This is a genomic window from Parasediminibacterium schistidii (genome assembly GCF_046546515.1).
Taxonomy (GTDB): Bacteria; Bacteroidota; Bacteroidia; order Chitinophagales; family Chitinophagaceae; genus Parasediminibacterium.
In genome coordinates, this window is the sequence record NZ_JBKHKJ010000015.1 from 59,470 (window position 1) to 75,016 (window position 15,547).

A 15,547-nucleotide genomic window follows, 5' to 3' on the forward strand; every position below is an offset into this window, starting at 1 on the left:
AGGGCAAGGTTTCGTTTTTGCTTGGTAAGGCCCTAAGTATTAATAGGGTGCATAAAAGTTTTTTAGCTTTTCTATTAAGAAATCAACTTAGCCCAACCTCACCCCAACCCTCTCCAAAGAGAAAGGAAGCAAGAACAAAGGAGGGGAATGCGAAGGCTTAAACGACGATTTGAAATGAGTTATTTTTTGTTTTTCGGTGGTTTATTTTTTTTTGCTATTTCCCTTTTTTGCCTTTAACTCATTGATATTCAACTATTTTTTGTTTTTTTAGCTTCGTTTTTTATGATAATTTAAGTGAATTTTATGATACTGTATTGATAATGGAATGATAGTTTTATTATAGTAAAATGATAATTTATTGATAAGCAACCTATAAGATTTTGATGGTGGATTATCATTTTCTTAAGCCAACTAACATCCGATGCAAGAAGCAAGGCCAAGATGCCCTTAGTTGCTCCTTTAATGTAAAGTTGGTATGAATAGGTATATAGCCCAAAATAAAAATCCTATATGGGGGAAATATGCCCCCATGAGCATCCCAAAATTCCCCCATATAGGATGCTTGCTGGGCAGCAAACAGCAGGGATTGACTTATTGCAGGAATAAATATTTCGTACTTCTGCCAAATTGAAAACAACAAGAAAGCTAAATTTTGAAATGCTCCCTTGGATTATTTAATAAGTACAACTACGTTGTTGTGCTGAAAACATATACGAATAAAGCATGTGATTAGAAAATCCCAATTATCTGTTTAGGTGCCATGCGCTTAGCTAACATGGCGTCCAGCAGAATATTCCTTTTTCATTACTAAAAAATATTGTTAAATACACAATAATCTTATAGCTTTGTTTTATTGCTGATTTCACAATAAACAACCTAAAAACGCAAACCAAATACTTTTAAATTATTATCAAAATGAGCTACCATCAATCCAAAACCTCTATAGTTAAAGGTATTAAATCCGCTTATAAAACATGGGTTATTGTTTTTCTTTTGCTAGGGGCAAGTATAGGTAACACTATACATGCACAATGGACACATATTGGGCCTGTGGATTATGGGTTACAGTCAGGGATTACTGCAATCTGCAAAGATGTGCATGGGAATATCTATGCCACAGGTGTTGAGGCACACAATTTCAGCAGCCCTTACAAAGAATTTGCAGCAAAATGGGATGGCACAAAATGGGAACAATTAAGTGGATTAAATGTAACCGTTCAGAGTATTTGTTGCGACCATAATGGTACTCTCTATGCAGCAGGCTATATAAATATCAATGGCTATATAACAAATAATTATTTATTTAAATGGGATGGGACTAAATGGAACGAGCTAAATGGATTGGATTCTTTGGGATTGACCAATGGAAGAAATCTTGTAATGAAAATCGATTGCGATACAAGTGGCAACCTATATGCCGTAGGATCGTTTGCAGATTCAACAGGTATAAGTTATATGGCCAAATGGAATGGGAGTAAATGGAGTAAAATCTTTTTCCCCGAACCTACTACATACACCACATTCACTGTTCATTGTGACAATTCTGGAAACGTATTTACGGAAAGTGAAATCCAGGGAAGTTATCATGTATTAAAATGGGATGGTAGTCGATGGAGCGTGCTAGGAGATAGGCTTGGGCAATTATTCGTTGGTAATATTCTATGTATATCTTCTGACACTTTGGGCAATGTATATACTGCTGGGAATTTCACTAATGCTAATGGGAATAGATATGTAGCCAAATGGGATAGCAATAAATGGAGTGAGGTAGGGGGTGTAGATACTTTGGGTGCAAATTCCGCCATCACTAGTATTTGCTTTGATGGAAATGGCAACCTTTATGCCGCAGGGGACTTTACTGATAGCACTGGCATTAAATATGTTGCTAAATGGGATGGCAAGGGTTGGAGCGAACTAAACGGAATGGACAAAACTGGGCCATACAGCTATATTACCAATATTTGTAGTGATGGGCATTCTAATGTATATGCAGTTGGTGGTTTTATAAATACCAGGGGAAACACATACCTAGCCAAATGGAACGGCAGCAAATGGGAAGAAACCGCAAACATCAATGGAAAAGGCGCAAACAGTTTTATATATAGCTTTTGCAGTGGGGTATCCGGTAAAATATATACTGGGGGGGATTTTACCAATAGTTCGGGCAACAGATATGTTGCAGAATGGGACGGGGCTAACTGGAAAGAACTAGGTGGATTAGATGGTTTGGCTGCAAACAAACCCATCAGGTGTATTTGCAGGGATTCGTCTGGCAATTTATATGCTGCCGGTGAATTTACAAACAGTGCTGGCAATAGGTATGTAGCCAAATGGGATGGCAATAAATGGAGTGAATTAGGAGGACTAAACAGTTTGGCTGCGGATAATGATATCCTAAGCATTTATAGCGATAAAGCGGGAACTATTTATGCAGCAGGAGTATTTAGTATGCCAAATGTACAATTTGGGAGAACTGTTGTGGCAAAATGGAACGGCAGTAAATGGGTGAGCCTTATTGGGTTGAATGATTTTATTACTTTTGTAGGTGGACAAATAACAGGGTTGTGCAGTGATTCTTCGGGAAATATTTGTGCTGCAATGGGTTCATATGTAGCTAAATGGGATGGCAATAATTGGGCTGAACTTGAGGGGACTAATCGGCTTGCTGCAAATGAATCGATTCTGGATATGTGCAATGATAAAAAAGGATATATATATGCGGCAGGTAGGTTTACCAATACTAGCGGCAAATATTATGTAGCCAAATGGGATGGTACTAACTGGTCTGAATTGGGAGGCCTTAATGCACTAGCCGCAAATAATTATATTCAAAAAATAGCTATAGACACAAATGGGAATGTGTATGCTATTGGGTATTTTAGCAATAACAGCGGTAAGTATTATGTAGCCAAATGGGATGGCACTAGCTGGACAGAGTTAGGGGGCACTAATTCTTTGTCACCGTCTTATTTTACAAGTTGTGTATATGCAGATAATTATTCAGGCAAGGTTTTTACTTCAAGTGTATTTCCTGAAAATGCTATGGGCAATACCTACTGGGCTTACTACCAAACCAATCCCCTTCCCCTCAAACTCATCTCATTCTCGGCCAAACAAAGCAACAATGTAGTAACCCTACAATGGCAAACCGCCAACGAAGTAAATACCCAATCCTTCACCATAGAGCGCAGCTCAGACGGGAAAACGTTCACCACAATAGGTACAGTACCTGCTAACGGCAGTGGTAACAGCACTTATAGTTTCACAGACATAACACCCCTTCAAGGCATGGAGAATTTCTATCGCCTAAAAATGATAGACAAAGATGGCAGCTTTACTTATAGCAAGATAGTAGAGGTACAATTGTCAATTAACAATTATCAATTATCAATTACCCCCAACCCTGCCAAAGGCAATGCAGTATTGCATTTCAAGCAAACGGTTTCCTTGGCATCCATAGCGGTGTATAATTCAGTAGGGCAAAGGGTATTGGCAAAAGAGATAGACGGAAGCACTTATAGTAGCTATACCTTGCCCATCCATCAGTTATCGGCTGGTACTTATACGGTAACCGTACATACTAAAGAAGCCGACTACAATAGTAAATTGGTAGTAGAGTAGGCAGGGCTTTTAAATAATTATAAAAGAGGGTTTGGCTTACAAGTAGCCAAACCCTCTTTTTCTTTATGCCAAAACAAGCTGCTGCCCTACTACTCTAGGTCAAACTTTGTGTTGCTGGCTATTGCCCATGCAAGCGTGCTACTTGTCCCAGATGCAATTTTTGAGCTTCCCCATCTTCTTCGCTTCGGTAAAAGCCCAATAGATAGCTAATCCATGAACGGTGCTATCGCCGTAAAAGCTAAATATTGGACAGGATGCTTGGACACAAAATATTGTATATTCTTACCGGGTCAACTTGCCTTTGACAAATAGATGCTTATATTTGACAAATAATCTGTCTAGTGATTTGTCAAAATAAATGTCAACTACTATGGCTGTACAATTGCATCGGGAATACCCTCATTTATCGTTTAGAAAAAACTGGTCATTAACGGGAACTTCACAGTTTTTGCTTGGCCAATGTGCTGCATTTGTCAGTGCCATTAACAATACCCCGATAATGCCAAAACATTACCAGGAATTGATGAATGTGTCGCTGATTAAAGGTGCGCAGGCTACCACGGCTATTGAGGGCAACACTTTGTCGGACGATGATATAAAGAGGATGCTTGCTGGCGACAAAATGCCGCCAAGCAAGGAATACCAGGAAATTGAGGTAAGGAATATATTGGATGCGTTTAATGAACTTTTGCAGGAAGTTATCGCCAACAATGAAACCAATTTAATTTCAGCCGACCTGCTAAGGCGTTTCCAAAGGATGGTTGGCAAGGGCTTGGGGGAGCATTTTGCCGCTATACCCGGGCAATTCAGGAACAATGATGTGGTAGTAGGAAATTACAGGTGCCCCGATTACAGGGATGTGCCGGTTTTGGTTGATGAATTTTGTAAATGGCTACGGGATGAGTTTGGTTTTGAGAAGCAAACCAAAACATTTAGCGAGGTAGTGATCCAAGCAATTGTATCGCATATTTATATAGAATGGATACACCCATTTGGTGATGGCAATGGCAGGACTGGCCGATTGGTAGAATTTTATATTTTGCTTCGTGGTGGCAACCCGGATATTGCTTCGCATATACTTTCAAACCACTATAACCAAACGAGGGCTAATTATTACAGGCAAATAGAAAAAGCAACGTCTACCAATGACCTTACCGGCTTTATTGAATATGCCTTGCTGGGCTTTAGGGATGGGCTGAAACAGACACTGGAAACTATTCAAAAAAGCCAGTTTGTAAACTCCTGGCAAAAATTGATTTACGACAAGTTCGATGGCGTGCACATGAACAAGAAGGATGTATTTAAACGGCAGCGGGCATTGGCTTTAGAATTGCCAATGGAACAGCCTTTTTCTTTGCTTGAGGTACCCGATTTGTCTATAAAACTTGCCAGGTTCTACAGCAATTTGTCCGAAAGGACATTGGCGAGGGATATTGAAAAATTATTGGAGCTCGAATTAATCGTAAAAGACAAAGGCAAATACATAGCAAACACTGGATTGCTAAAGGGCTTGATTGCTAAAAAGAGAACAGCAAGATAGTAAGCATAGATGCAACAGGGCAAACGCATCAAAATTTAATCTGCGCCTAATTGCCTATTTTATTCAAAAATGCCTCTTTTCAGTCCTTTTGCCTCATAGCCGGCGGGCTTCGTCCTGGCAACGCCACTCTATTTTATCCTTTGAAAAAAATATGCTGCGCATTTTTTTCAATTTTGGCTCTGCCAAAACCGGATAAAATAAGGTGGCTTATGCCAGGACTGGTGTCAAACTCGAAGATTCGAGCAAAATGAATTTTGATGCGTTTACCCTGATAGATGCAACTTTCCTTTTTTAACTTGCCAATGTTTGGTTAGGTTTCACCTGATTTGATAGCAATGGATTAGGAAAGCAAAAGGTTCAGCTTGTAATAACTGGCTTAACCTTTTCCGTGTACTGTTTTTAATTTTTCACATCTATTTCTTCAAAATGTAAAAAAAGAGAGCCACGCCAATAGTTCCTATCCACAAGGCAAACATCCTCCATCATGGGGGCATTTTGGGGCGCTCATGGGGGCATATTTCCCCCATATAGGATTGTTCTTTTGCACGCGTCCAAAATCAATACCAACTTTGTAGTATATGGCTCCTTGTTTGCGTTGGCACTGGCCCTGTGTATTCAAAACCTCCGAGGTTTTTGAAACCTCGGAGGTTTTTTGTGGTTAGCCTCGCATTGGCTCGCTGCCCCGGTGGGCTTATTTTTAATATACAAAAAAACCGTTATGACAGTTTACATCTTTACTCACAAAACACTCAAAAAGCACTCACTTTTCCTCGAAAATCACTCACAAATCACCCACAAATCACTCAAAAAACACTCACGAATCACTCACAAAACACTCACTTGTAAAAAGCATAAAACACTGTATTTCAATGAGTTATGTTGCAAAAAGACCTCAAAATTCAATTTTGGCTTCCTAAAGCCAGCCAAACCAAGCAGGCAATGCCCCTGAAAATGGGCTATAAAAGTTTTCGCTTTGCCCCACATCAAGGTTGCAGGCAATGCTAAGTTTACACTCACCTGTGCCTAAAAAAAGAATTAGTCGCTAATATTCTAATTAATTTGTTCAGCTACAAATTGTTATATTTAAGTTCTATAGCAAAGCAAAAATCATAATATTATACTCATTAATGATTATCAAATGGAAATAGGGGTAGATAGTTTTGCATCGGCCATGTATGGCAGCAATGCATTGAGCAGTGTAGATGCCATGGAGCAATTATTGGAGCGTATATCCGTAGCTGATGAGGCCGGGCTGCATGTGTTTGGCATTGGTGAACACCATAAAAAGGAATTTTTGGATTCTGCTCCGGCCGTTATACTTGCGGCGGCTGCTGCAAGGACGAAAAATATCCGGCTCACCAGTGCCGTTGCTGTATTAAGCACTGCCGACCCAGTGCGGGTGTACCAAAGCTTTGCAACGCTGGACTTGATTTCCAAAGGCAGGGCTGAACTGGTAGTTGGCCGTGGTTCTGCCATAGAGGCTTACCCTCTTTTTGGTTTTGACCTGAACGATTATGATGCCTTGTTTAAAGAAAAGCTGGATTTGCTGCTCCGCATCCGTGAACACGAGTTTGTTACGTGGTCGGGCAAGTTTAGGGCAGCCATGCACAACCAACCTGTTTATCCAAGGTCGCTACAGGAAAAATTGCCTGTTTGGCTGGGCGTAGGCGGCACGCCAGAATCATTTATAAGGGCAGGAACATTGGGGCTGCCATTGATGGTGGCCATTATTGGAGGTGAAACAGAACGTTTCCGCCCATTGGTTGATTTATACAGGGAAGCAGGCCGCAGGGCTGGCTTTTCACCAGAGCAATTAAAGGTTGGCTTGCACTCACCGGGCTATGTAGCTGCCACAACCGAAGAAGCCATTGCAGACTATTACCCAGGCTATGCAGAGCTTTGGACGAAGCTGGGCAAGGAACGCGGCTGGCCACCTGTAACCAAAGGGCAGTTCAATGCGTTGATTGCCCCTAAAGGTGTATTGGTAGTAGGTTCCCCAGAACAGGTTGCCGAAAAGCTGTTACGGCATAGCGAAGCATTGGGCGGCGTTGACCGCTTTACTTTTCAAATGGATAATGCAGGGCTTACGCACCAACAATTGATGCGGTCGATAGAATTGATTGGGAGGGAGGTTATTCCGTATTTACATGGAAAATAGCTCAGCAAGAATTAAGTATTATTGCATCTTCATTCCCTGTTTAAACACCAATTGGTTAAAATCCTGCTAATATTATAGACTATCCAAAGTTCTTTAAAAACTATTTTATGCAATAAAAACTATTTGGTATCTCATTTAAACATAGCCTTCAAGGCTTTTCTGAAAGCTATAAGATCAGATGCTGTACATCCAAGTTATGCCATTGGTATTTTTGGCGTATCGCAAAAAAGAAGAAATCACTATATTGCCAGCATTATAGTCGTAAGTGGTAAGTAATAAGTCAAAAGAAAAGAATTAAAAATTACCATGCCATCAACGGAAGATGATTTTAGGAGCAGGAGAACAGGGAAAGACACCATGGTTATGGTTGCAGATATTAGCCGTGCTGTGGTGATATTGGCTGTGGCATTTTGCTTGTTGTTTGGGCAAATGCTTAAAATAGAGCAAGTGATAACGGTTGACCCGCTGCTACGGTATATGTTTGGGGGTATTAGCTTGATGTATGGTAGCTTTCGGTTGTACAGGGGCATAAAGAGGGACTATTAATGATGATGAACAAAAAAAACATTGTATCCGGAATTATATATGGGTTTGTGTTTCTTGCATCCTGCAACAACGCCCCAGTAAAAACCCAGCCCGATACCCCACAGCAAGGCACTATCAACATAAGCGTGGACGAGAGTTTTAAACCCGTGATAGACGAGCAGATAAAAGTATATGAGTCCACGTTCCCCAATGCGCATATTATAGCCAATTACAAACCAGAAGCCGAGTGCCTTAAAGATTTACAAAACGATAGCACAAGGATGGTAATTGTGGCAAGGGGGCTTACAGAAAATGAAATAGTTTATTACAAGGCAGCGTTAAGGTTCAAGCCGCAGTTTGCCTTGGTAGCTTATGATGCGGTAGCAGTAATTGTGAATGCTGCAAGCAACGACACAGCCTTTACCCTAAGCCGTTTGCAGCATATATTAGCAGGGGACGAAAAAATAACCGCTGTGATGGATGGCAAAAACGCCACCAGTACGGTGCGGTATTTGCAGGACAGTATTTTAAAAGGAAAACCTTTTGGTACAAACGTTGTTGCCGCAAAAAACAGCGAAGACGTAGTGGCTACAATCACTAGCAATGATAATGCAATTGGTTTTGTAGGCTTGGATTGGGTGGGCGATAATTACGATGCCCAGCAACAGGAAGCGTTAAAAAAATTAAAATTAGGCTTGGTAGAATGTGTGCGTTGCGTTGAAAAAGGGTATTTTGCAAGGCCATCTGCGGCTTCTATCAGCTATGCACAATACCCTTTAGCACGGCCTTTGTACTATATAGTGAAGGAGAATGCCACAGGGCTTGGCACAGGGTTTGCAAACTTTCTAAGTTTGGAACGGGGGCAATTGATATTCAGGCGGGCATTTTTAGTGCCAGCTATGATGAATTTTAATAAAAGAAAAAGCAATATCACAGATGCTGATTAATATTAATAATAAAACAGGCAACATGAAGAGAATACTTCCGGTAATTTTTACGGCTTTGTTAATAGCCAATGTGGTACACGCCCAAAGCATAGCAGACGGCATTAAAATGCTAGGCTATGAAAAAAACAAGAGCGCAGCAGACATACTAAAAAAAGTATATGATGCCAATAACAAAGACCCACAAGCAGTTTATTGGTATGGGCAGGCATTTTTGGCTGTTGATGACATAAAAGGGGCTAAAGCCATTTACCAAAAAGCACTACAAGACGGCGTGAACGACCCTTGGATTTTAATAGGCATGGGGCATGTGGAATTGATGGAAGGCGGCGACGTAAACTCGGCCAAGCAAAAATTTGAGCAGGCTATCACCATGGCTAAAGAGCCTAAAGGCAAAAACAAAGGCAAGACAAACCCTGCTATATTAGATGCTATTGGCCGTGCCAATGCAGATGGGGGCAGCAAAATTGGCGACCCATCTTACGGTATCGATAAATTAAAAGAAGCGGCTGCACTTGATCCAACTAGTGCCGACATCATGATAAACATGGGTATCAATTATTTGAAAATGGGCAGCGATCAAGGTGGAGAAGCCGTGAAAGCATATAACGATGCTGCGGCAAGGGAACCTAAAAACCCCATACCTGCTTACCGCATTGGCAAAGTGTACCAAAGCCAGAACAATAAAGACTTGTTTGAGCAATACTACAGCACAGCTATTGCTGCAGATCCTGCTTTCCCGCCAGTATATCTTTCTTTGTATGATTTTTATGCCTATAAAGACGTAAACAAGGCAAAAGATTATATTGAAAAATACATACAGTATGCAGACAAAGCCTGTGAAACAGACTATTTCTACGCTAACTACTTGTTTATAGCGGGCAACTACCAGCAAAGCCTAGACAAAGCAAAAGCCATGGATGCAAGCGATTGCAAATCGTACTATCGCAACAGCTTGTTGTTTGCTTACAACTACGACAGGCTGGGCGATTCTTTGCAAGCGAAAAATTATATAGAAAAATATTTTGCAAATGCCCCTGCGGATAAAATCAGGAACAGCGACTATGAAGTAGCTGTGAAAATATATGCTAAATTCCCAGATAGCATATCCACAATTACTGCTATATCCTACCTGCAAAAAGCAATAGATGCAGACAGTGTTGTCGCAGACAAAGTAAACTACAGCAACCAAGCCGCAGACATATATGGCAAGGCGAAAAAATATAGCGACCAAATAAAGTGGCTGCAAAAAGCTATACAATTGAAGGGTGGCAGCATGGGCGAGGCCGATTACTATAAAATGGCCAGTACTGCCTATAGCGGGAAAGACTTTGCGGCCACAATGGAAGTAGCAAAAGCCTACATAGCTGCCTTCCCAGAAAAGCCACAAGGATACTACTTCAATGTTCGGGCTGCAAAAGCATTGGACTCTTCAGCTTCAATAGGCACTGCTGTAGAGCCTATTCTGCAACAAAACACTTATTTGTTAAAAGATACAGCTACCGCTAACGTGGTAAAGAATAAAAAAGCTGTTTTTAATAACCTGTATTATTTGCTGGTTTATTACAACGACAAGCTAAAAGATACCCCGAAAGCAAAAGAAACCTGCAACCAAATGCTGGCATTGTACCCAGATGCAGGGGAGGAAAATGCGTTTGCTGTGAAAACAAAAGAAGCATTAGAAAAATCTTTACTAAAGCCTAAACCTGCAAAAGCAGAGGCAAAGCCTAAGCCTTAGACAAAATTTATTAAAAAAGCCCTCTTGTTTGAGGGCTTTTTTCCTTTGTATGCATCACATCCTTATTTTTGTAACTTACAAACGTTCCCAATATGAGCTGGCTTCCCTTTTTGTTAGATGTTACCGATACTTCCGCTGCTAGTTATTTCCCCATTGGGCTTCAATTAATTTTTGCAGCAGGGTTTGTTGCTACCATGATTGGACTTTCTGCATTGGTAGGCCCCAAACGCCAAACAAGCGACAAGCTGGAAAACTTTGCGAGTGGTATTGAATCGCACGGTGATGCCCGCCAACCAATGGCTGTTAAATATTTTTTAGTAGCTATCTTGTTTGTTTTGTTTGATGTGGAAGTTATTTTCTTTTACCCTTATGCAGTTAATTTCAGGTCGCTGGGCTGGAGTGGCTTTGTAGAAGTGCTGATGTTTGTAGGCTTCTTTTTAATTGGGTTTACCTATATCATAAAAAAAGGTGCATTGAATTGGGAAGATTAGTGTTGTTTTGAATTTTAAGTTTTAAGTTTTGAATTGATGCAGGTACTTTAATGCGCTTAATTTGAACTAATTTGTAGTAGAAGGGTTTAGTTTATTATTATTTTAAACTTAATATATGCGTCCAGTACGTTTTAATATCAATGCCAAGCAAGCCAACATCAACGATGCTGTGGCTTCGGCTCCTGCGCCAGATGGGTTTGGCGGCGATGGCTTTTTTGCCACCAAAATGAGCGATGTAGTAGGGCTTGCCCGAAAAAACTCGTTGTGGCCACTGCCTTTTGCCACGTCTTGCTGCGGCATAGAATTTATGGCCACCATGGCTTCGCATTACGACTTGTCAAGGTTTGGTGCGGAAAGGGTTGGTTTCTCGCCCCGCCAGTGTGATTTGCTGATGGTAATGGGTACTATTGCCAAGAAAATGGGGCCTGTTTTGCGCCAGGTTTATTTGCAAATGGCCGAGCCACGCTGGGTGATAGCTGTTGGTGCCTGCGCTAGTAGCGGTGGCATTTTTGACACTTACAGCGTGTTGCAAGGTATTGACCAAGTAATACCTGTAGATGTGTATGTGCCAGGCTGCCCGCCAAGGCCAGAAGCTATTATTGATGGCTTTATGCGCATACAAGACCTTGTAGGCCAAGAAAGCATACGCAGGCGGAATGGTGAACAATACAAAGCTTTGTTAAACAGCTACGGAATAGAATAATAAATATGGCAATATCTAATACAGACATACAGCAAAAACTGGTGGAGAAATTTGGCGATGCGGTTACCAATTTCGCCGAGCCTTATGGTATGCTTACTTTTGAAGCACCCAAGGAATTGAACCTGAAGGTATTGCAGTTCTTGTACGATGACGAGGCATTGCAATTCAAGTTCATGACCGATTTGTGTGCTGTGCATTACCCTCATCAAAAAGGCCGGGAACTAGCTATAGTTTACCACTTGCACAATCTAGTGGAGAATGTACGCATTCGTTTCAAGGTATTTACCGATGTAAACAGCCCAGATGTGTACACAGCATCCAAGTTATTTTCTGCTGCCAACTGGATGGAAAGGGAAACCTACGATTTTTTTGGGGTTAATTTTGTTGGCCACCCAAAATTGAAACGTATTTTGAACGTGGACGAGATGGATTATTTCCCTATGCGGAAAGAATTTCCACTCGAAGACCAGACAAGGACGGATAAAGATGATGAGATGTTTGGGAGAGGATAGGTATAATTAGGAATTATAAATTAGGAATTATTTGGTTCTCTTACTTCGTATAATTCGTTCAAATTCGTGTTGAAAGTAAAATTCGTGTTTCAGGTTAAATTTGTGTTGTTCGTATAAAAAATAAATCATTCCCTATAAGGGGCTGTGCTTATGGATCATCATGTAAAATTGCCGGAAGGCTCAATTGAGAAGCTTACTACCACATTAAATTTTGGCCCTACACACCCTGCTACGCATGGTGTATTTCAAAATATATTAGAGTTGGATGGGGAACGTATTGTAAGTACCGAGCAAACGGTTGGTTACATACACCGTGCCTTTGAGAAAATAGCAGAACGCCGCCCACTCTACCAAATTACGCCACTTACCGACCGACTGAATTATTGCAGCAGCCCCATCAACAACATGGGATGGCATATTACCTGCGAAAAATTACTAAAAATAAAAATCCCTAAAAGGGTAGATTATCTCCGCATAATCATCATGGAACTGTCGAGGATTTCAGATCATTTGATTTGTAATTCTATTGTGGGTGTGGATAGCGGCGCATATACAGGCTTCCTGTATGTGATGCAGTACCGTGAGTTGATTTATGAAATTTATGAGGAAATTTGCGGCTCAAGGCTTACAACGAATATTGGCCGTATCGGTGGTTTTGAAAGGAATTTCAATGCTACTTCTTTTCAGAAACTGGAAAAATTCTTAAAAGAATATCCGGGGGTATTGAAAGAATTTGGCAACCTGTTTATCAGGAACCGGATTTTTATGGACAGGCTGCAAAATACAGGCGGCATCAGTGCTGAAAGGGCATTGAACTATGGCTTCACTGGCCCCAACCTCCGTGCTGCTGGCGTGGATTATGACGTAAGGGTACATACGCCCTATTCCAGCTACGAAGATTTTGACTTTACCGTGCCTATTGGTAAATCAGGTGATAACTATGACCGCTTCTTGGTAAGGGATGCGGAAATGTGGCAAAGCCTAAGCATAATAGAGCAAGCATACAAAAAGGTACAAGAATTTAAAGGGGCAGATGCCGAAGTCTATCATGCCGATGTTCCAGAATATTACCTGCCTCAAAAGGAAGATGTTTACACTAAGATGGAAGCCTTGATTTGGCATTTCAAGATTATCATGGGCGAAACAGCGATACCGAAAGGCGAAGTATATCAAAGTGTGGAGGGTGGAAATGGTGAACTGGGCTTTTATTTAATCAGCGATGGGGGCAGGGCACCTTACCGCTTGCATTTCCGCAGGCCTTGCTTTATTTACTACCAAGCGTATGAGGAATTGACCAAGAATGGTTTGTTGAGCGATGCCATCATTACCATGAGCAGCTTGAATTTGATAGCAGGTGAGTTGGACGCTTAGATTTATTTTAAATTTTGTGTTTTGAATTTTAAATTAAGGTTGGTTTAAGTAATTTAACCAATGATTAAATAGAGTTATAACGATGAGTATTCAATTTTCAGAACAAAAATTGGCAAAGGTGGGCGAGATAATAGCCCGCTACCCGGAAGGGAAGCAAAAAAGTGCTTTGCTGCCTGTTTTGCATTTGGCACAGGAGGAGTTTGGCGGATGGTTGAGTGCCGACACGATGGATTATGTGGCTGAATTGCTATGCATTACACCGATAGAAGTATATGAAGTGGCTACATTTTACAGCATGTACAACACAAAACCTGTAGGCAAATTCATGTTTGAAGTTTGCCAGACTGGGCCTTGCATGGTAAATGGCTGCGATGACATCATTGCTTATATTGGTGAAAAACTAAGCATCAAACCGGGCGAGACCACAACAGATGGTTTGTTTACGCTGAAAACGGTAGAGTGCTTGGGTGCTTGTGGCTACGCCCCAATGATGCAATTGGGTAAATTTTACAGGGAGCATTTAACTAAGGAAAAAGTAGATGAAATAATAGCTGAGTGCAGGAACAAAGCAGCTTTAAACAACTAAGCAAAAAATGAAGAAATATATTTTATTTATAGTATTGTTGGTTTCGGGGTTTGCTGCAACGGCACAAACGGATGCTGAAAAAGCGATAACCGCAAAAGTAGAAGCACTGAACCAAGCCATTTTTGCAAACAAGGACAGCTTGGCACTTGAAAGCCTTTTAGCGAAAGAAATTACTTATGGGCATTCTGGTGGAAAACTAGAAAACCGTACACAAATGATAAATGGTGCTTTGGCCAATAAATCTGTTTATGAGAACGTACAAACAGATATGGTTTCTATTATGTTCGTAGGCAAAACTGCCATAGCAAGGCATATTCTTACAGCAATAGAAAAAGCAGCCGATGGCAAAGTAGCCCCATTAAAGCTAGGCATATTGCAGGTATGGGTAAAAGAAAAAAAGAACTGGAAACTGGTAGCTAGGCAGGCGGTGAAAATAGCTTAGGCTTTAGGCTATTTTAAATGATTAATTTTAAATTTTGAATTGGGGCAGGTTGTTAGAGTATAAATAATTTACTAAGAATAAATATTTATCATCATGAAACTGAATCCTTATATACTTTTTAGTGGCAATGCTGAAGAAGCATATACCCTTTACGCAAGTGTTTTTGGTGGTGAAATACTTCAGGTAAGCAGGTTTGGCGATAGCCCGATGCCTTGTGACGAAAGCGAGAAAAATAAAATAATGCACGCTAGGTTGCAGTTTGGCGACAACCTTATTATGTTTTCTGACGGAAGGAAAGAAGATGCTTCTGCTGATGGGTATATTCAATTGAGTGTTGAAATAGATAGCTTAGAAGCAATAAATACGATTTTTGAAAAGATGAGCGAGGGCGGCATTATAATAATGCCTTTGCAGGATATGTTTTGGGGCGCAAGGTTTGGGATGCTGCAAGACAAATTTGGCATTAACTGGATGTTTAACCATACTTTACAACAATAAGATGGGGATAACCAATGCCATATTAAGGGTAAGGGAACATCGCAAATCGGACAAATATGCCGATGTTGAGTTTTTGATTGACAGTGGCGCAGTATATAGCTTGGTGCCAGGGAAAATATTGGATGGGTTGGATATAGAACCATACCGGGAAATGAGTTTTTCGCTGGCAGATGGCAGCACCATAAAAAGAAGGCTTAGCTCGGCTTACTTTGAATTTGAAGGCGAAGGTGGCCCTGCCCCGGTTGTGTATGGCGAAGAAGGGGATACCCCCCTGCTTGGTGCAACAACTTTGGAATCAATAGGTTTGGTTTTGAACCCTTTTACAAGGACATTGCACCCGATGAGGTTGTTGATGGCAGGTTTGAATAAAGATAAATAGTACAAACCTTTACTGGGTTTTGAACCCAGGTTAAGCAAT

General features: G+C 40.9%; 14 protein-coding genes. All 14 read left to right on the forward strand.

Annotation, left to right across the window (positions count from 1 at the left end; genetic code table 11):
- Positions 1-915 precede the first annotated feature (915 nt).
- The 14 genes from ACHFIY_RS10310 to ACHFIY_RS10375 all read left to right on the forward strand — a co-directional run bounded on the left by ACHFIY_RS10310 (position 916) and on the right by ACHFIY_RS10375 (position 15,508).
- Positions 916-3,621, forward strand: a complete 2,706-nt coding sequence (locus ACHFIY_RS10310; RefSeq protein ID WP_410846007.1) for a T9SS type A sorting domain-containing protein — start codon at positions 916-918, stop codon at positions 3,619-3,621.
- Between the two features lie 370 nt (positions 3,622-3,991).
- Positions 3,992-5,161, forward strand: a complete 1,170-nt coding sequence (locus ACHFIY_RS10315) for a Fic family protein (RefSeq protein ID WP_410846008.1) — start codon at positions 3,992-3,994, stop codon at positions 5,159-5,161.
- Positions 5,162-6,299: 1,138 nt separating this feature from the next.
- Positions 6,300-7,319, forward strand: coding sequence for an LLM class flavin-dependent oxidoreductase (locus ACHFIY_RS10320; protein WP_410846009.1), 1,020 nt, complete (start codon positions 6,300-6,302; stop codon positions 7,317-7,319).
- Between the two features lie 306 nt (positions 7,320-7,625).
- Complete coding sequence (locus ACHFIY_RS10325) at positions 7,626-7,865, forward strand: hypothetical protein (RefSeq protein ID WP_410846010.1); 240 nt, start codon at positions 7,626-7,628, stop codon at positions 7,863-7,865.
- Positions 7,865-8,791, forward strand: coding sequence for a PstS family phosphate ABC transporter substrate-binding protein (locus tag ACHFIY_RS10330; protein ID WP_410846011.1), 927 nt, complete (start codon positions 7,865-7,867; stop codon positions 8,789-8,791). The genes ACHFIY_RS10325 and ACHFIY_RS10330 overlap by 1 nt, the downstream gene beginning before the upstream one ends.
- Before the next feature lie 22 nt (positions 8,792-8,813).
- Entirely contained in the window at positions 8,814-10,526 is a 1,713-nt protein-coding gene (locus tag ACHFIY_RS10335) for a tetratricopeptide repeat protein (protein WP_410846012.1), read from the forward strand.
- 92 nt (positions 10,527-10,618) lie between these two features.
- Complete coding sequence (locus tag ACHFIY_RS10340) at positions 10,619-11,017, forward strand: NADH-quinone oxidoreductase subunit A (protein WP_410846013.1); 399 nt, start codon at positions 10,619-10,621, stop codon at positions 11,015-11,017.
- Between the two features lie 115 nt (positions 11,018-11,132).
- Positions 11,133-11,720, forward strand: a complete 588-nt coding sequence (locus ACHFIY_RS10345) for an NADH-quinone oxidoreductase subunit B (protein WP_410846014.1) — start codon at positions 11,133-11,135, stop codon at positions 11,718-11,720.
- Positions 11,721-11,725: 5 nt separating this feature from the next.
- Positions 11,726-12,232, forward strand: a complete 507-nt coding sequence (locus ACHFIY_RS10350; RefSeq protein WP_410846015.1) for an NADH-quinone oxidoreductase subunit C — start codon at positions 11,726-11,728, stop codon at positions 12,230-12,232.
- Positions 12,233-12,382: 150 nt separating this feature from the next.
- Positions 12,383-13,603 carry an NADH-quinone oxidoreductase subunit D gene (locus ACHFIY_RS10355; RefSeq protein WP_410846016.1) on the forward strand — a complete coding sequence of 407 codons (1,221 nt, stop codon included), beginning with the start codon at positions 12,383-12,385 and terminating at the stop codon, positions 13,601-13,603.
- A gap of 82 nt (positions 13,604-13,685) precedes the next feature.
- Positions 13,686-14,189: an NADH-quinone oxidoreductase subunit NuoE family protein gene (locus ACHFIY_RS10360; protein ID WP_410846017.1), complete on the forward strand. Its 504-nt coding sequence runs from the start codon at positions 13,686-13,688 to the stop codon at positions 14,187-14,189.
- A gap of 7 nt (positions 14,190-14,196) precedes the next feature.
- Entirely contained in the window at positions 14,197-14,631 is a 435-nt protein-coding gene (locus ACHFIY_RS10365; protein WP_410846018.1) for a nuclear transport factor 2 family protein, read from the forward strand.
- Between the two features lie 93 nt (positions 14,632-14,724).
- Positions 14,725-15,129, forward strand: coding sequence for a VOC family protein (locus tag ACHFIY_RS10370; protein WP_410846019.1), 405 nt, complete (start codon positions 14,725-14,727; stop codon positions 15,127-15,129).
- A 1-nt stretch (position 15,130) separates the two neighbouring features.
- Positions 15,131-15,508 (forward strand): aspartyl protease, encoded by a 378-nt coding sequence (locus ACHFIY_RS10375; protein ID WP_410846020.1) that lies wholly within the window; start codon positions 15,131-15,133, stop codon positions 15,506-15,508.
- Positions 15,509-15,547: the final 39 nt, after the last annotated feature.